Consider the following 17,074-nt stretch of genomic DNA (forward strand, 5'->3'; position numbering starts at 1 on the left):
TCACAGCCCCGGCACCCACCGGTACTGCAGCTCCGGGCGCCCCACCGTGCCGTACTGCGGGCGCCGGGCCGCCCGGCCCGCCTCCACCAGGTGTTCCAGGTAGCGGCGGGCCGTGATGCGGGAGATGCCCACCGCCTCGGCGACGCCGGTCGCGGTCAGGCCCTCGGCGCTGTCCCGGAGGGCGACCGTGACCCGCTCCAGGGTCGGGCCGCTCAGGCCCTTGGGCAGCGCGGCCGGGCCGGGGGCCCGCAGCGTCGCCAGCGCCCGGTCGACCTCGTCCTGGCCGCTCGCCTCGCCGGCGGTGCCCCGGAACTCCGCGTAGCGCACCAGGCGGTCCCGCAGGGTCGCGAACGTGAACGGCTTCAGCACGTACTGCACGACCCCGAGCGAGACCCCCTCCCGCACCACGGTCAGGTCCCGCGCCGAGGTCACCGCTATCACGTCGGCGTGGTGCCCGGCCGCCCGCAGCGACCGCGCGAGCTGGAGCCCGTGCACGTCCGGCAGGTGCAGGTCCAGCAACAGCAGATCGACCGGCGTACGGTCCAGCCGGCGCCGCGCCTCCGCGCCGGTGTGCGCCTTGCCCACGGCCACGAACCCGGGCACCCGGCCGACGTACATCACGTGCGCGTCGGCGGCGACCGGGTCGTCCTCCACCACCAGGACACGGATGGGCTGCTCGCTCGTCATACGTCGCCTCCAGAGCTGGAAGGAACCGCAGGCCGGGCGACCGTGCCCCGCAGCGGCAGCCGCACCTCGAACCTGGCCCCGCCCCCGTCGGCGTCCGCCACCGTCAGCGAGCCGCCGTGCCGGGTGACCGCCTGCCGGACCAGCGCCAGGCCCAGCCCCCGGCCGCCCGGCCCGGACGGCTTGGTGGAGAAGCCGCGCTGGAACACCGCCTCGGCGTGCGCGGGATCCACGCCCGGGCCGGTGTCGGACACCCGCAGGACCAGTTCCGCCTCGCCCTCGGTGAGGGCCGTGACCGTCACCCGGGGGCCCACCCCGCCCTGGGCCGCGTCGACGGCGTTGTCGATCAGGTTGCCCAGGATCGTCACCAGGTCCCGGGCCGACAGGCTCTGCGGCAGGACACCGTCGTCCAGGCGGCTGTCCTCGGAGACCACCAGCTCCACGCCCCGCTCGTTGGCCTGGGCCGTCTTGCCGAGCAGCAGCGCGGCCAGGACCGGTTCGCTCACCGCAGCGACCACCTGGTCGGTCAGGGCCTGCGCGAGTTCCAGTTCGGCCGTGGCGAACTCCACGGCCTCCTCGGCCCGGCCCAGCTCGATCAGCGACACCACCGTGTGGAGGCGGTTCGCCGCCTCGTGGGCCTGGGAGCGCAGGGCCTGGGTGAAGCCGCGCTCGGAGTCGAGCTCGCCCATCAGCGCCTGCAGCTCGGTGACGTCCCGCAGCGTCACCACCGTGCCGCGCCGCTCGCCGCCCGACACCGGGGAGGTGTTCACCACCAGCACCCGGTCCGCCGTCAGGTGCACCTCGTCCACCCGGGGCTCCGAGGCGAGCAGGGCACCGGTGAGCGACGGCGGCAGCCCGAGTTCGGCCACCGACCGGCCCACCACCTCGCCGGAGACGCCCAGCAGCTCCTGCCCGCCGTCGTTGATCAGCGCCACCCTGTACTGCCCGTCCAGCATCAGCAGGCCCTCGCGCACGGCGTGCAGCGCGGCCTGGTGGTAGTCGTGCATACGGCTGAGCTCCTCGGCGTTCATGCCGTGGGTGTGGCGGCGCAGCCGGGCGTTGATGACGTAGGTGCCGACGGCACCCAGGGCCAGTGCCCCGGCCGCCACGCCGAGCAGGGCCGTGAGCTGGTTCTGCACCCGCTGGGTGATCTCCTCCACCCGGATCCCGGCGCTGACCAGGCCGACGATCCGGCCGCCGTCCCGGATCGGGGTGACCGCGCGGACCGAGGGGCCGAGCGTGCCGGTATAGGTCTCGGTGAAGGTCTCGCCCTCAAGGGCCCGGTCGATGTGGCCGCGGAAGTGCTGGCCGATTTCTTTCGGTTCGGGGTGGGTCCAGCGGATGCCCCGCGGGTCCATGATCGTGACGAAGTCGACGTCGGTGTCCCGCATCACGCGCAGCGCGTACGGCTGGAGCCGGGCCGTCGGGTCGGGGGTGCGGATCGCCGCGGCGACGGACGGGGAGTCGGCGACCGACCTGGCCACCGCCGTGGCCTGGCGGCCCGCCGCGTCCTCGGCCTGGCCGCGGTCGCTGAGGTACGTGAACAGCGCGTACCCGGCCACCACGACCGCTATGAGCACGGCCTGCATGGCGAACAGCTGGCCCGCCAGGCTGCGGGGTCTCGGGAGCCGGATCTGCATGCCGTCAGTCTGCCTCTTGGCCGATTGTGAACTAAATGAACGGAAGGGTGACCGCGCTCACAGCGCAGGACATAGTCACGGCATTCCCCAAACCGCATCGAAGGGAGCGCCGCTCCCGAGCCCCGGACGTGAGCCGCACGCCGGTGATGCCGACGACGTCGTCAAGGAGGGCCGCCGTGACCAGCGCAGCCGATACGGCACCTGCCGCACCCCAAGCCAAGCGCGACCGCACGCACTATCTCTACATCGCGGTGATCATCGCGGTCGCCCTCGGTATCGCCGTGGGTCTGATCGCCCCCGACTTCGCGGTCGAGCTGAAGCCGATCGGCACCGGGTTCGTGAACCTGATCAAGATGATGATCTCGCCGATCATCTTCTGCACGATCGTGCTCGGTATCGGTTCGGTACGGAAGGCCACCAAGGTCGGTGCCGTGGGCGGTATCGCCATCGGCTACTTCCTGGTGATGTCGCTGGTGGCGCTGGGCATCGGCCTGGTCGTCGGCAACATCCTGGAGCCCGGCACGAGCCTGGCGGTGACCGACGCGGTCAAGGAGGCCGGTCACGCCCAGGTGGACGCCGAGGCGAAGGACACCACCGAGTTCCTGCTCGGCATCATCCCGACCACCCTCGTGTCCGCCTTCACCGAGGGCGAGGTCCTGCAGACCCTGCTGGTCGCGCTGCTCGCCGGTTTCGCGCTGCAGGCCATGGGCCCGGCCGGCCAGCCGATCCTGCGCGGTGTCGAGCACATCCAGCGGCTGGTCTTCCGCGTGCTCGCCATGATCATGTGGGCCGCCCCGATCGGTGCCTTCGGCGCCATCGCCGCGGTGACCGGCTCGGCGGGCGTGGACGCGCTCAAGAGCCTCGCCGTGCTGATGCTGGGCTTCTACGTCACCTGTGTGCTGTTCGTCTTCCTCGTGCTGGGCGCGCTGCTGCGGGTCGTGGCCGGCCTGAACATCCTCACCCTGTTCAAGTACCTGGGCCGCGAGTTCCTGCTGATCCTGTCCACCTCCTCCTCCGAGTCCGCGCTGCCGCGGCTCATCGCGAAGATGGAGCACCTGGGCGTCAGCAAGCCGGTGGTCGGCATCACCGTCCCGACCGGCTACTCCTTCAACCTCGACGGCACCATGATCTACATGACCATGGCCTCGCTGTTCATCGCCGACGCCATGGGCACGCCGATGTCGGTCGGCGAGCAGATCCCGCTGCTGCTGTTCCTGCTGGTCGCCTCCAAGGGCGCCGCCGGTGTCACCGGCGCGGGCCTGGCCACGCTGGCCGGTGGCCTGCAGTCGCACAAGCCGGCCCTGGTGGACGGCATCGGCCTGATCGTCGGCATCGACCGCTTCATGAGCGAGGCCCGCGCCCTGACCAACTTCGCGGGCAACGCGGTCGCCACCGTCCTGATCGGCACCTGGACCAAGGAGATCGACAAGGACCGCGTGCGGCAGGTGCTGTCCGGGCAGGCGCCGTTCGACGAGACGACCCTGCTGGACGACGGCCACGGCGGCACCGACGCGCGCGCCGAGGTCCCCGAGCCGGGCGGCGAGAAGGAACTCGCCAAGGCCTGATCCCGGCCCCGCCCGCCCTGACCCCGGGCGGCTGAGTACTCCCCCGTCGCTCAGCCGCCCGGTCCGCAAGCCGCCGAGCGGCCCGGTCCCTCCCCGTGGGCCGGGCCGCTCGGCCTTTGCCGTCTCCTCACCGGCGCCTTCCACCCGGTGTCCCGTACGCCAGGCGCTGGGCGGAGTACCTGACGGTGGCCGCCACCGCCGCCTTCCTGAGCGCAGCGGCGGCCGTTGCCTTGACGTCGGCGTCAAGGCGTACGTTCACCGGTATGCGAATCGGCGAGCTGGCCGCACGGGCCGGGACCACCACGCGCACGCTGCGGTACTACGAGGCGCGCGGGCTGCTGCCCGCGCGGCGGGACGGCAACGGCCACCGGACCTACGACGAGTCCGACCTGCGCCTGCTGGAGCAGATCAGGACGCTCCAGGACTTCGGGTTCGAGCTGGAGGAGACCCGGCCCTTCGTGGAGTGTCTGCGGGCCGGTCACCTCCAGGGCGACACCTGCCCGGCCTCGCTCGCGGTCTACCGGCGCAAGCTGAGCGAACTCGACTCCCTGGTAGGCCAGTTGACGGCCGTACGGGAGACGGTGGCGCGGCAGCTGGCGCGGGCCGAACTGGCCGCCGAGTCGCAGGTTCCGGGCGGTCCGGAGCCGGGGTGCGAGCTGGGAGGACACACATGGTGACTGAGGGGTCCGGCGTGACGGACGTGACGGACGCGGACTTCGCGGCGCAGGTGCTCGGCGCCGGCCTGCCGGTGCTGGTGGAGTTCACCGCCGACTGGTGCCCGCCGTGCCGGCAGATGGGGCCGGTGCTCAAGGCCCTCGCGGCCGAGGAGGGGGAGCGGCTGAAGGTGGTGCAGCTGAACGTGGACCACAATCCGCGGACCACCAACGCCTACAAGGTGCTGTCCATGCCGACGTTCATGGTCTTCCGCGACGGTGAGCCGGTGAAGTCGATGGTGGGAGCCCGGCCCAAGCGGCGGCTGCTGGAGGAGCTGTCCGACGTGCTGTGACACCAGGCCCGGACACAGAGAAATCCCCCGAGCAATTGCGCTCGGGGGATTTCTCTGCGTATATTCGGGGATTCATGACTTCAACTCGCTGGAGTCACGGAGAAGTTCAGTGACCACAGTATATCCGGGCGGGAGCGGAATTGTCAAACACCGAATTTCCGGACGATGAATTGCGGCACGAGCAGGAATTCATCGACGATGTGTACGCGCGTGTGGACGCGCTGCGCGGTGACGCCGAGGCCTCCGTCACGGACGCGCTCGCGCAGGGCCACACCCCCATGCAGGCGAGGCTGGAGCGGGACATCCTGGTCGCCGAGCGGTCGGGGCTGCTCGCCGCGCTGAACGCGGTGGACGGCTCGCTCTGCTTCGGCCGGATCGACCTGACCTCGGGCGTCAGCCACCACATCGGCCGGATCGGGCTGCGCGCCGACGACGCCGAGCGCACCCCGATCCTCATCGACTGGCGGGCCGAGGTCGCCCGCCCCTTCTACCTGGCCACCGGCCACACCCCGATGGGCCTCAGGCGCCGCCGGCACATCTCCACCGACGGCCGCAGGGTCACCGCCCTGCACGACGAGATCCTCGACCTCGGCGACCAGACCAGGACCGGCCACGAGGACCCCTCCGGCGACGCCGTCCTGCTCGCCGCGCTGAACTCGGCGCGCACCGGCCGCATGAGCGACATCGTGCGGACCATCCAGGCCGACCAGGACCGCATCATCCGGGCGCCGCACCGCGGGGTGCTCGTCGTCGAGGGCGGGCCCGGCACCGGCAAGACCGCCGTCGCCCTGCACCGCGCCGCGTACCTGCTGTACGAGCACCGCGAGCTGCTGGCCAAGCGGGCCGTGCTGATCGTCGGGCCGAACCCGGCCTTCCTCGGCTACATCGGCGAGGTGCTGCCCTCCCTCGGCGAGACCGGGGTGCTGCTGGCCACCGTCGGGGAACTGTTCCCGGGCGTGAAGGCCACGGCCACCGACACCCCCGAGGCCGCCGCCGTCAAGGGCCGGGCCGAGATGGCCGAGGTGCTCGCCGAGGTCGTCCGCAGCCGGCAGGCGCTGCCCGACCCGGTGATCACCATCGAGCACGACCGGGAGGTCCTGATGCTCGACGACGGCCTGGTGCGCGTCGCCCGCGAACGCACCCGTGCCGCCAAGCTGCCGCACAACGTGGCCCGGGAGCACTTCGAGGGCCACATCCTCAACACGCTCACCGACCTGTACGCCGAGCGCATCGGCACCGACCCGTTCGACGGCTCCAGCCTGCTGGACGCCGCCGACATCACCCAGATCCGCGACGAACTCGCCGAGAACCCCGAGGTCTGGTCCGCCATCGACCGGCTGTGGCCGCGGCTCACCCCGCAGCGGCTCGTCGCGGACTTCCTCGCCGCGCCCGAGGGCTTCCTGCCCGACGCGGACGCGGCGGCGATCCGCCGCCCGGTGACCAGGCACTGGACGGTCGCCGACGTACCGCTGCTGGACGAGGCCGCCGAACTCCTCGGCGAGGACGACCGGCCGGCCCGGGAGCGCGCCGAGCGCGAGCGGGCGGCACAGATCGCCTACGCGCAGGGCGTGCTGGACGTGTCGTACGCGTCCCGGACGTACGAGTTCGAGGACAAGGAGGAGGACGACCCGGAGGCCTCCGAGGTGCTCTCCGCGCACGACATCATCGACGCCGAGCGGTTCGCCGAACGGCACGAGGAGAACGACCACCGCAGCGCCGCCGAGCGTGCGGCGGCCGACCGGACCTGGGCGTTCGGGCACATCATCGTCGACGAGGCGCAGGAGCTTTCGCCGATGGCGTGGCGGCTGCTGATGCGGCGCGTCCCGACCCGCTCGATGACCCTGGTCGGCGACCCGGCGCAGACCGCGGAGGCGGCCGGGATCGGCTCCTGGGCGAAGATCCTCGAGCCCTACGTCGAGGACCGCTGGGAGCACACCCGTCTGGGCGTCAACTACCGCACCCCGTCCGAGATCATGGACGTGGCGGCGGCCGTGGTGCGCGCCGAGCACCCCGGCTTCGAGCCGCCGAGCTCGGTCCGCTCGACGGGCGTACGGCCCTGGGCCCGCGCCACCGACGACCTCCCGGGCGCGGTGGCCGAGGCGGTGAAGGAGCTGACCCCCGACGAGGGACGGCTTGCCGTGATCGCCCCGCGCGACCTGCACCGGCGGCTGGCGGCGCGCCTGGACGGTGTGACGGCCGGGGCGGCGCCGGACCTGACCCGCACGGTCGTCCTCCTCGACCCGCGCCAGGCCAAGGGCCTGGAGTTCGACTCCGTCCTGGTCGTCGAGCCCGGCCGGTACGGCACCAGCGACCTGTACGTGGCCCTGACCCGGGCCACCCAGCGGCTCGGGGTGCTGCACACCGGGGAACTGCCCGAGCCCCTGGCCGAGGCGTTCGCGCCGGACCACGCGCGGGACCCGGTCAAGGACTTCGTACAGAACCAGTAACGGTTGGTGTTCTGTCACGTGCTGTGCACGGCCGGTGCGGTATGCGTTGCGGTATGGACACCCAGCCCCGCGCGACCGCGCCGGCGGACAGCCCGGCGCTCGAGTCGCTGCCCGTCGAGCCGCTGCTCACCTCGGAGTTCGACGCCGACCCCGGCGCGGTCTACCGGCGGCTGCGCCGCATCCACGGGCCGGTGGCGCCCGTCGGGCTGATGGGCGTCCCCGTGTGGCTGGTCCTCGACTACCGCGAGGTGCTTCAGGTGCTGCGCAACGACACCCTCTGGCGGCGGGACGTCCGCCACTGGCGGGCCCGCGCCGAGCGGCGACTGCCGCCCGGCTGGCCGCTGCTGGCCGGGTACGAGGTGCGGCAGACCATGTTCATGGACGACGAGGAGCACCGCGCGGCCCGCCAGACCCTGCACACGGCGCTGCGGCCGTTCCAGGAGGCGCGCAGCCCGCAGGGCTGGGAGCTGCGCGCCTCCGTCGCCGCCTACGCGGACGAGCTGGTCGCCCTGCTCGCCGCCGAGACCGGCTCCGCGGGCTTCGCCGACCTGGGCGCCCAGTACACCCGGCCGCTGCTGCTGATGGTCACCACCCGGCTGTTCGGCTGCCCGGTCGAGCTCGGCGACGAGCTGGTGATGGACCTGTGGCGGATGCTGGACGGCGGTCCCGACGCCGGTGCCGCCACCGCCCGGGCCCTGGCCACCATGACCCGGCTGGCCGCCCACCGCAGGGCCCGCCCCGGCGACGACCTCACCTCCTACCTGCTGCTCGCCGACCCTTCACTCAGCGACGAACAGCTCGGCCGGGAGCTGTTCATGAACGCCGTCTACCTCAACGACATCACCGGCAACATGGTCCTCAACACCCTGCTGGAGGTGCTGCGCGGCAACGCCACCGTGCGGCGCAGCCTGTCGGCGGGGCAGCTCGGCGCGACGGTCGACCGGGCCGCGCTGGTCAACGTGCCGGTGGCCAACCTCTGCTTCCGTTTCGCCGCCAGGGACACGCCCCTGGGCAACTACTGGGTGCGGGCCGGGGACATCGTCTCCCCGTCCGCCGCGGCCGCCCACCAGGACCTGCTGGACCTCGGTTCCTCCCCCATCGTCGGCCCCGCCGTCAGCACCCGCGCCCACCTCGGCTGGGGCGCGGGCCCGCACCAGTGCCCGAGCGCGGCCCGCGAGCTGGGCGGCGCGATCGTGACGACGGCCGTGGGCCGCGTCCTCGACCACTTCGCCCACGCCGAACTGACCCTGCCGCCGGATCAGTTGCCCTGGCGCTCCGGCCCGGTCGTCCGCGGCCTGCGCCTGCTCCCGGTCCGCTACGAACTCGACCGCTCCCGGCCCGCCGCAGCCCGCCACCGGCCACCCGCCCCGCACCTCTCCCACGGCGAGGGCACCCCCACGCCGGACCACCACGCCAAGGGGCTGCTGGGCGCCCTCAGGAGGCTGATGTTCCGGGCGGGCTAGGGGGCGCTTCGGGTGGGAAGTTGCCGCGGCCGGCCTTGACTTGAAGCGCACTTCACGTTGAAGACTCCCGTTCGTGCCCCAAGGCGGGGCACGCGAACGGGAGGGCGCAGCCATGAAGTACCGCACGATCGGCACCGATCCGACGACCCGGCGCGAGGTGAGCGTGCTCGCGCTCGGCGCGATGCTGTTCGGATCGGTGACGGACGAGAAGACCTCCTTCGCCCTTCTCGACCGCTATGTGGAGGCCGGCGGCACCTTCATCGACACATCCGACAACTACGCCTTCTGGGTCGACGGCAGTCAGGGCGGGCAGAGCGAGCAACTCCTCGGACGGTGGCGCCGCAGCCGCGGCATCACCGACCAGGTCGTCATCGCCACCAAGCTCGGCGCCCGCCCCCTGGCTCCGGGCACGGGCTACGTCGACAACCCGGAGGGCCTGTCGGCGAAGGTGATCCGCGAGTCCGCCGAACGCAGCCGGGATCAGCTGGGCGTGGAGAGGCTGGACCTGCTCTACGCGCACATCGAGGACCACAGCGTCCCGCTTCAGGAAACCGTCGAGGGCTTGGCAGCCCTGGTAGCCGAGGGAACGGTGGGACTGCTCGGCGTGAGCAACCACGCCGTCTGGCGTGTGGAGCGGGCCCGGGCTTCGGCGGCCGCTGCCGGACTGCCCGGCTACGAGGTTCTCCAGTACGCGCACAGCCATCTGCGGCCCCGCACCGACGTGCCCGACGAGTTGTTCCCGGACGGCAGCCTCGGTCACGCGGGCGCGGAACTGCTCAGCTACCTGCGGGCCGAGCCGGGGCTGACCCTGGTCGCCTACTCGCCCCTGCTGAAGGGCGCCTACACCCGTCCGGACCGGCTGCCTGCGGACTTCGACCACCCCGGCACACCCGTCCGGCTCGAGGCACTGCGCGAGGTGGCCCGGGAGACCGGTGCCACCGTCAACCAGGTGGTCCTGGCCTGGCAGATCGGCGGTGACCTGCCGATCGTCCCTCTGGTGGGGGCCTCGTCCGTGGCCCAGCTGGAGGAGAGCCTGGCGGCGGTGGACCTGGAGCTGACCGCCGAGCAGCGGGCACGGCTGGACGGGGTGCACTGAGGTTTGGGCCCGGCCGCTACGCCGGACGCAGCCACACCGTCGCCAGCGGGGGCAGCGTCAGGCGGATGCTGGCCGGGCGGCCGTGCCAGCCCTGCGGCTCCGGCTTGATGACCGCGGGGTTGGTCACGTCGCTGCCGCCGTAGCGGCCGACGTCGGTGTTGAGCGCCTCCTGCCAGGCGGGGACGTCCTGCGGCACGCCGAGCCGGTAGTCGTGGCGGACCACCGGCGCGAAGTTGGACACCGACAGCAGCGGCGTGCCGTCCGCGTCGAACCGCAGGAACGCGAAGACGTTGTCCTCGGCCGCGTCCCCGACCACCCACTGGAAGCCGGACGGCTCGGTGTCCCGCTCCCACAGGGCGGGCGTGTGCAGGTACACGGTGTTGAGGTCGCGGACCAGATCGCGCACGCCCCGGTGGTCGGGCTCGGCGCCGTAGTTCGGGTCGAGCAGCCACCAGTCGGGGCCGCGCTCCTCGGACCACTCCGAGCCCTGCGCGAACTCCTGCCCCATGAACAGCAGTTGCTTGCCGGGGTGGGCCCACATGAACGCCAGGTAGGCCCGCTCGTTGGCGCGCTGCTGCCACCAGTCGCCCGGCATCTTCGACACCAGCGAGCCCTTGCCGTGCACCACCTCGTCGTGCGAGATCGGCAGGACGTAGTTCTCGCTGTAGGCGTACACCATCGAGAACGTCATCTCGTGGTGGTGGTACTGGCGGTGGATCGGGTCGTGGGACATGTACCCCAGCGAGTCGTGCATCCAGCCCATGTTCCACTTCAGCCCGAACCCGAGCCCGCCGAAGCCGCTCGGGCCCTTGTGGTGCGTGGCCCGCGTGACACCGTCCCAGGCGGTCGACTCCTCCGCGACGGTCACCACGCCCGGCACCCGCCGGTACACCGTCGCGTTCATCTCCTGCAGGAACGCCACCGCGTCCAGGTTCTCCCGGCCGCCGTACTGGTTCGGCACCCACTGGCCCGGCTCACGCGAGTAGTCCAGGTACAGCATGGACGCCACCGCGTCGACGCGCAGGCCGTCGATGTGGAACTCCTCGCACCAGTACAGCGCGTTGGCCACCAGGAAGTTGCGCACCTCGTTGCGCCCGTAGTCGAACTCCAGCGTGCCCCAGTCGGGGTGCGCGGAGCGCCGCGGGTCCTCGTGCTCGTACAGGGGACGCCCGTCGAACTCGGCGAGCGCCCAGTCGTCGCGCGGGAAGTGCGCCGGCACCCAGTCCATCAGTACGCCGATGCCCGCCTGGTGCAGCGAGTCCACCAGGTACCGGAAGTCGTCCGGGGTGCCGAGCCGGGCCGTCGGCGCGTAGAAGCCGGTCACCTGGTAGCCCCAGGAGCCGCCGAAGGGGTGCTCCGCGATCGGCATCAGCTCGACGTGCGTGAAACCCAGGTCCTTGACGTACGCCGGGAGCTGCTCGGCCAGTTCGCGGTACGTCAGTCCCGGCCGCCAGGACGGCAGATGGACCTCGTAGACCGAGAACGGCGCCTTGTGCGCGGGGACCTCGGCGCGCTGCGCCAGCCACTCCTCGTCGCCCCACTCGTAGTGCGAGGACGTGATGACCGACGAGGTCGCGGGCGGGACCTCCGTACGGCGGGCCAGCGGGTCGGCGCGCAGCGTCTTCGAGCCGTCGGGCCGGGTGATCTCGAACTTGTACAGCTCGCCCTCGCCGATGTCCGGCACGAACAGCTCCCACACGCCCGACGAGCCGAGCGACCGCATGGGGAAGCCCGTGCCGTCCCAGAAGTTGAAGGTGCCCGCCACCCGCACGCCCCGGGCGTTCGGCGCCCACACGGCGAAGCGGGTGCCGGTCACGCCCTGGTGGGTCATGGGGTGCGCGCCGAGCGCCTTCCACAGCTCCTCGTGCCGGCCCTCACCGATCAGGTGCAGGTCGAGGTCGCCCAGGGTGGGCAGGAAGCGGTACGCGTCCTCGGTCTCCTGCACGCTCCCCTCGTACTCGACGAGCAGCCGGTACGGGGGCACCTCGTCGAGCGGGAGCAGCCCGGAGAAGAACCCCTTCCCGTCGTCGTGCAGCTCGGCCCGCTGCTCCCCGGCGAGGACCGTGACGGACCGGGCGTACGGCCGGAAGGCCCGGAAGGCGATCCCGCCGGGCACCGGGTGGGCGCCGAGCACGGTGTGCGGGTCGTGGTGCGTGCCGCTGAGCAGCCGCTCGCGGTCGGCGACGTCCACGGCCGGGGAGACGGCCCCGGCCTCCGGCCCGGCGACGGCAGCGGGGGCGAGCTGCTTGGCCGGGGCCTTCTTGGCGGGCCTCTTCGCGGCGGTCGTCCTCTTGCCGACCGCTTTCCTCCCGACGGCCTTCTTGGCGGCGGTGGCTTTGGTGGCGGGGATCTTCGCGGCGGTGGCCTGCGCCGCGGGGGCTTCGCTGGTGGCGGGTTCGGCAGCGGTGGCTTCGCTCGTGGTGGGCTCGGCGGTGGCGTCCGTGGCGGCGGGGGCTTCGGTGGTGGTCGGCTCAGCGGCGGCTTCGCCGGCGGCGGCGGCCCGCGCCGCGCCAGCGGTGGCCTGAGCAGCCCCGGCCTCAGCGGCGGCGGCGGTGACTTCGGGGGAGGTGACGTCCGGGGCGCTGGTCGTGGCAGCGGTGGCCTTCTTCACCGCCGCCTTCCTGGCCGTCGCCTTCTTCGCCGCAGCCTTCGTCGCGGTCGCCTTCGTGGCTGCCGCCTTCGTCGCGGTCGCCTTGGCAGCCGCGGCCTTCTGACCGCTGGTCTTCTCGGCCGTCGTCTTCGCCGCCGCAGCCTTCTGGCCGGCGGTCTTCTTCGCCGCCGTCTTCTTGGCCGTCGTCTTCTGCGCCGTCGTCTTCTGCGCTGCCGTCTTCTCCGCCGTCGCCTTCGCCGCGGCGGCCTTCGCGGTGACCGCCTTCGTCGCGGTGGCCTTCTTGGTGGTGGCCTTCTTGGCCGCGGCCTTCTTCGCGGCGGTCGTCTTCTCCGGTACCGGAGCGTCTGCGCCCGGCGCAGCCACCGCCGGCTCGGCCAGCGCCGCGGCCGACGCCTCCTCGGCCGCCGCCACGTTCCGCGCGGCGGCCTTCTTCGCGCGGGCCTGCTGCGGGACCGGTGCCTTCTTCGCGGGTGCCTTCTTCGCGGGGGTCTTCGCGGCCGGCTGCTCCGGCACCGCCGCCTTCTTCGCGGCCGTCTCCTCGGTGACCGCCTCCTTGGCGACCGCCTTCGCGGCCGCCCGCGTGGTCGTCTTCTTCGCGGCGGTCTTCTTGGCCGCCGCCTGCTGCGGTACCGCCTTCTTCGCGGCGGCCTTCTTCTGGGCGGCCGTCGGCTGCTCGACGCCGGGCGCCTCGGCCGTCTTCTTCGGATGCGATCCGCTGGACTCGGGGCGGGGGGTCACGGGCGGTGCCTCCTAGGCGAAGGTGCGGGTGGATCAGGTGCGGGGTGCAGCGGGGTCTCAGGTCGGGTCGGCCGTGGCCAGCCGGTGGACGGCGGCCATCGGCACGGGCAGCCAGTCGGGGCGGTGCCGGGCCTCGTACACCACCTCGTAGATCGCCTTGTCCGTCTCGTAGGCCCGCAGCAGGACGGGGTCGGTGCGCGGGTCGTGGCCGGCGGCCTCGGCGTAGCCGGAGCAGAACGCGGCCCGGCAGGTGCGGGCCCAGTCCGGCTGGGGCGGGTCGGCCGAGCGGGCGGCGTAGTCGAAGGACCGCAGCATGCCGGCGACGTCCTTCAGCGCCGGCTGCGGCATCCGCCGCTCGGCCAGCGGCCGGGCGGGCTCGCCCTCGAAGTCGATCAGCCACCACTGACCGGCCGGCGAGCGCAGGCACTGCCCCAGGTGCAGGTCGCCGTGGATGCGCTGCGCGGTCCAGGTGCGGCCCTCGGCGGCCAGATCGCCGAGCGCCGTGAACGCCGAGCGCAGCCCGGACGCGTACGGCCGCAGCGCGGGCACCGTCTGCACGGCGGCGTCCAGCCGCTCGATCATGCCGTCCACCGTCTGCTGGAGCTGGACGTGCCCGAGCGTCACCGTCGGCAGGGCACGGGCCAGCGCGGTGTGCACCTCGGCGGTGGCGTGCCCGAGGGCCCTCGCCTCGGCGGCGAAGTCCTCGCCCTTGGCCAGCTCGCGCAGCGCCAGGTCCCAGCCGTCGGCGGCGCCCTGCACGAACGGCTGGAGCACGCCGAGGACGTACGGCTCGTCGGCGACGTCCGGAGCGCCCAGCGGTCCCGCCGCACTCGTCACGTCCGCGAGCATCCAGGCCGTGGGCGGCGGCACCTTCGGGCAGCCCTCGCGGGCCAGCGCCAGCGGCAGCTCCAGGTCGGGGTTGATGCCGGGCACCACCCGGCGCATCAGCTTCAGGATGAACGTATCGCCGTAGACGACCGACGAGTTCGACTGCTCGGCCGTCACCAGGCGCGGCACCAGGCCGGCCCGGATGTCCTGGCGCGGGTCCCGCTCGAAGCGCAGCCCGCCGATACGGGCCTGGGTGCGCAGGGCCTCCAGGAGCAGTTCGGCGGGCCGGGGGTCGTGCAGGGCCTCGTACACCGTCCGTCCGGCCAGAGGCCCGCTGGTCACGTGTCCGATCAGCGCGGGCGCCAGCCGGGGCGGGAGCGCCTCGCGCACGCCTATCAGCAGCTGGTAGCAGTCACCGGGCTGCTCGGTGGTGCGGTGGCCGGGCACCAGCGGCTGGTGGGCGCGCACCAGCAGGTGGTACAGGCCCAGCTTGGCCGTGGCCGGCAGCAGCTCGGTGGCCTCCACCAGGGTGAACCCGGTGACCGGACGCCCCTTGCCGGCGAACCAGCGCTGCCGTGGCAGCCACTCCCTGAGCAGCGGATCCAGCGACGCAAGCAGGCCGGGAGGGGCGGTGACGGTGCGTGTGACGGCTTCCGACATGACGTCGCGTCCTTTCCCCTTGTTCCGTTCGCCTCCGGGGCGCTGCGCGCCCATCCGGCTCACGCGGGTCGGCGGGGTGTTACTGATGCGTGCCCCGGGCGGGGCGCTGGAAACGCCCCGCCCCGGGGTTTGCGGCCTGCCTGGCCGACAGGCCGCCGTAGCCTGACCGGTCGGGCGCACCACAGGCGCTACGCGGCGTCCTTGCGGAGCCGGAACCAGTAGAAGCCGTGGCCCCCCAGCGTCAGCAGGTACGGCAGTTCACCGATGGCCGGGAAGCGGACCCCGCCGAACAGCTCGACCGGATGCCGGCCCTCGAAGGCGCTCAGGTCCAGCTCGGTGGGCTGCGCGAAGCGTGAGAAGTTGTTCACACAGAGCACCAGGTCGTCCTCGTACTCCCGCAGGAAGGCGAGGACCGCCGGGTTGGACGAGGGCAGCTCGGTGTAGGAGCCGAGGCCGAAGGCGATGTTCTGCTTGCGGATCTCGATCATGCGGCGGGTCCAGTGCAGCAGGCTGGACGGCGAGGCCATGGCCGCCTCGACGTTGGTGACCTGGTAGCCGTAGACCGGGTCCATGATCGTCGGCAGGAACAGCCGTCCCGGGTCGCAGGAGGAGAAGCCCGCGTTGCGGTCCGGGGTCCACTGCATCGGGGTGCGCACCGCGTCCCGGTCGCCGAGCCAGATGTTGTCGCCCATGCCGATCTCGTCGCCGTAGTAGATGATCGGCGAGCCCGGCAGCGACAGCAGCAGGGCGGTGAACAGCTCGATCTGGTTGCGGTCGTTGTCCAGCAGGGGAGCCAGGCGCCGCCGGATGCCGATGTTGGCGCGCATCCGCGGGTCCTTGGCGTACTCGGCCCACATGTAGTCGCGCTCTTCGTCGGTGACCATCTCGAGCGTGAGCTCGTCGTGGTTGCGCAGGAAGATGCCCCACTGGCAGCCCGACGGGATGGGCGGGGTCTTCGCCAGGATCTCGGAGACCGGGTAGCGCGACTCCCGCCGGACGGCCATGAAGATCCGCGGCATGACCGGGAAGTGGAACGCCATGTGGCACTCGTCGCCGCCGGTCTGGTAGTCGCCGAAGTAGTCGACGACGTCCTCCGGCCACTGGTTGGCCTCCGCCAGCAGCACCTTGTCGGGGTACTGGGCGTCGATCTCCTTGCGGACCCGCTTGAGGAACTCGTGCGTTGCCGGAAGGTTTTCGCAGTTGGTGCCCTCCTGCTGGTACAGGTAGGGCACCGCGTCCAGCCGGAACCCGTCGATGCCCAGGTCCAGCCAGAACTTCAGCGCGGAGATCATCTCCTCCTGCACGGCCGGGTTCTCGTAGTTGAGGTCGGGCTGGTGCGAGAAGAAGCGGTGCCAGTAGTACTGCTTGCGGACCGGGTCGTACGTCCAGTTGGAGACCTCGGTGTCGACGAAGATGATCCGCGCGTCCTGGTACTGCTTGTCGTCGTCCGCCCACACGTAGTAGTCGCCGTACGGCCCGTCGGGGTCCTTCCGGGACTCCTGGAACCACGGGTGCTGGTCGCTGGTGTGGTTCATGACGAAGTCGATGATCACGCGCATGCCGCGCTGGTGGGCGGCGTCCACGAACTCCACGAAGTCCGCCAGGTCGCCGAACTCCGGCAGCACGGCGGTGTAGTCGGAGACGTCGTAGCCGCCGTCCCTGAGGGGCGACTTGAAGAACGGCGGCAGCCACAGGCAGTCGACGCCCAGCCACTGCAGGTAGTCGAGCTTCGCGGTCAGGCCCTTGAGGTCACCGACGCCGTCGCCGTTGCTGTCCTGGAAGGAGCGGACGAGGACCTCGTAGAACACGGCGCGCTTGAACCACTGCGGGTCCCGGTCTTTCGCGGGAGTGTCCTCGAAGGTGTCCGGAACGGGTTCGTTGACGATCATTTTGTGGGTGACCCTCCGATCTGCGGGGTGGACGGTCGCAGAACCGTGAAGACGTGCGCGGGCCTGTGACCCGGTTCGAGGCGCACATAGTTGGCCCTGCCCCAGTGGTAGGTCTCGCCGGTGAGCTCGTCGCGCACCGACATGGACTCGTGCCAGTCCAGGCCGAGTTGCGGCATGTCCAACGAGACCGTGGCCTCCTGGGTGTGGTGCGGGTCGAGGTTGGCGACCACCAGAACCGTGTTCGAACCCTTCCGCTTCGAGTACGCGATCACCGCGTCCTGGTCCGCGTGGTGGAAGTGCAGGTCACGCAGCTGCTGCAGGGCCGGGTTGGCGCGCCTGATCCTGTTCAGCCGGGTGATGAGGGGGGTGATGGTGCGGCCCTCGCGTTCGGCGGCCGCCCAGTCGCGGGGGCGCAGCTGGTACTTCTCCGAGTCCAGGTACTCCTCG

Annotated in this window: 12 protein-coding genes; 6 read left to right on the top strand and 6 right to left on the bottom strand. The window is 72.1% G+C overall.

Going from position 1 to position 17,074, the window contains the following annotated elements:
- Entirely contained in the window at window positions 1-687 is a 687-nt protein-coding gene (locus tag AB0K80_RS30585) for a response regulator (RefSeq protein WP_365675244.1), read from the bottom strand.
- On the bottom strand, window positions 684-2,324 hold the full coding sequence (locus tag AB0K80_RS30590; protein ID WP_365675245.1) for a sensor histidine kinase: 1,641 nt from the start codon (window positions 2,322-2,324) through the stop codon (window positions 684-686). The genes AB0K80_RS30585 and AB0K80_RS30590 overlap by 4 nt, the downstream gene beginning before the upstream one ends.
- Before the next feature lie 176 nt (window positions 2,325-2,500).
- Between AB0K80_RS30590 and AB0K80_RS30595 the strand changes: the two genes are divergently transcribed.
- The 6 genes from AB0K80_RS30595 (at window position 2,501) to AB0K80_RS30620 (ending at window position 9,901) form a co-directional block, all read left to right on the top strand.
- On the top strand, window positions 2,501-3,889 hold the full coding sequence (locus AB0K80_RS30595; protein ID WP_365675247.1) for a cation:dicarboxylase symporter family transporter: 1,389 nt from the start codon (window positions 2,501-2,503) through the stop codon (window positions 3,887-3,889).
- A 263-nt stretch (window positions 3,890-4,152) separates the two neighbouring features.
- Entirely contained in the window at window positions 4,153-4,566 is a 414-nt protein-coding gene (locus AB0K80_RS30600) for a MerR family transcriptional regulator (protein WP_365675249.1), read from the top strand.
- 14 nt (window positions 4,567-4,580) lie between these two features.
- Complete coding sequence (locus AB0K80_RS30605) at window positions 4,581-4,895, top strand: thioredoxin domain-containing protein (RefSeq protein WP_365675251.1); 315 nt, start codon at window positions 4,581-4,583, stop codon at window positions 4,893-4,895.
- A gap of 122 nt (window positions 4,896-5,017) precedes the next feature.
- Window positions 5,018-7,342, top strand: a complete 2,325-nt coding sequence (locus tag AB0K80_RS30610; RefSeq protein ID WP_365675272.1) for an ATP-dependent DNA helicase — start codon at window positions 5,018-5,020, stop codon at window positions 7,340-7,342.
- Window positions 7,343-7,395: 53 nt separating this feature from the next.
- Window positions 7,396-8,805, top strand: coding sequence for a cytochrome (locus AB0K80_RS30615; protein ID WP_365675253.1), 1,410 nt, complete (start codon window positions 7,396-7,398; stop codon window positions 8,803-8,805).
- Between the two features lie 112 nt (window positions 8,806-8,917).
- Window positions 8,918-9,901 (top strand): aldo/keto reductase, encoded by a 984-nt coding sequence (locus AB0K80_RS30620; RefSeq protein ID WP_365675255.1) that lies wholly within the window; start codon window positions 8,918-8,920, stop codon window positions 9,899-9,901.
- 16 nt (window positions 9,902-9,917) lie between these two features.
- On the opposite strand, the gene glgB is transcribed toward AB0K80_RS30620, so the two are convergent.
- From glgB to AB0K80_RS30640, 4 genes are all read right to left on the bottom strand, one after another.
- Window positions 9,918-13,250 carry a 1,4-alpha-glucan branching enzyme gene (gene glgB / locus AB0K80_RS30625; protein ID WP_365675256.1) on the bottom strand — a complete coding sequence of 1,111 codons (3,333 nt, stop codon included), beginning with the start codon at window positions 13,248-13,250 and terminating at the stop codon, window positions 9,918-9,920.
- 57 nt (window positions 13,251-13,307) lie between these two features.
- Window positions 13,308-14,738, bottom strand: a complete 1,431-nt coding sequence (locus AB0K80_RS30630) for a maltokinase (protein ID WP_365675258.1) — start codon at window positions 14,736-14,738, stop codon at window positions 13,308-13,310.
- A 188-nt stretch (window positions 14,739-14,926) separates the two neighbouring features.
- A complete protein-coding gene (gene treS / locus AB0K80_RS30635) occupies window positions 14,927-16,627 on the bottom strand; it encodes a maltose alpha-D-glucosyltransferase (protein ID WP_365675260.1) in 1,701 nt (566 codons plus the stop codon).
- Window positions 16,624-17,074: DUF3459 domain-containing protein (locus AB0K80_RS30640; protein WP_365675262.1), on the bottom strand; the 451-nt coding region annotated here is incomplete at its 5' end. The genes AB0K80_RS30640 and treS, both read right to left, overlap by 4 nt.

The organism is Streptomyces sp. NPDC052682 (genome assembly GCF_040678435.1).
Taxonomy (GTDB): domain Bacteria; phylum Actinomycetota; class Actinomycetes; order Streptomycetales; family Streptomycetaceae; genus Streptomyces.

Bases quoted from the DNA above. Each gene is read 5' to 3' on its own strand.
- AB0K80_RS30585 (WP_365675244.1), bottom strand. From the start codon at position 687: ATGACGAGCGAGCAGCCCATCCGTGTCCTGGTGGTGGAGGACGACCCG.
- AB0K80_RS30630 (WP_365675258.1), bottom strand. From the start codon at position 14,738: ATGTCGGAAGCCGTCACACGCACCGTCACCGCCCCTCCCGGCCTGCTT.
- AB0K80_RS30615 (WP_365675253.1), top strand. From the start codon at position 7,396: ATGGACACCCAGCCCCGCGCGACCGCGCCGGCGGACAGCCCGGCGCTC.
- treS (WP_365675260.1), bottom strand. From the start codon at position 16,627: ATGATCGTCAACGAACCCGTTCCGGACACCTTCGAGGACACTCCCGCG.
- AB0K80_RS30620 (WP_365675255.1), top strand. From the start codon at position 8,918: ATGAAGTACCGCACGATCGGCACCGATCCGACGACCCGGCGCGAGGTG.
- AB0K80_RS30600 (WP_365675249.1), top strand. From the start codon at position 4,153: ATGCGAATCGGCGAGCTGGCCGCACGGGCCGGGACCACCACGCGCACG.
- AB0K80_RS30590 (WP_365675245.1), bottom strand. From the start codon at position 2,324: ATGCAGATCCGGCTCCCGAGACCCCGCAGCCTGGCGGGCCAGCTGTTC.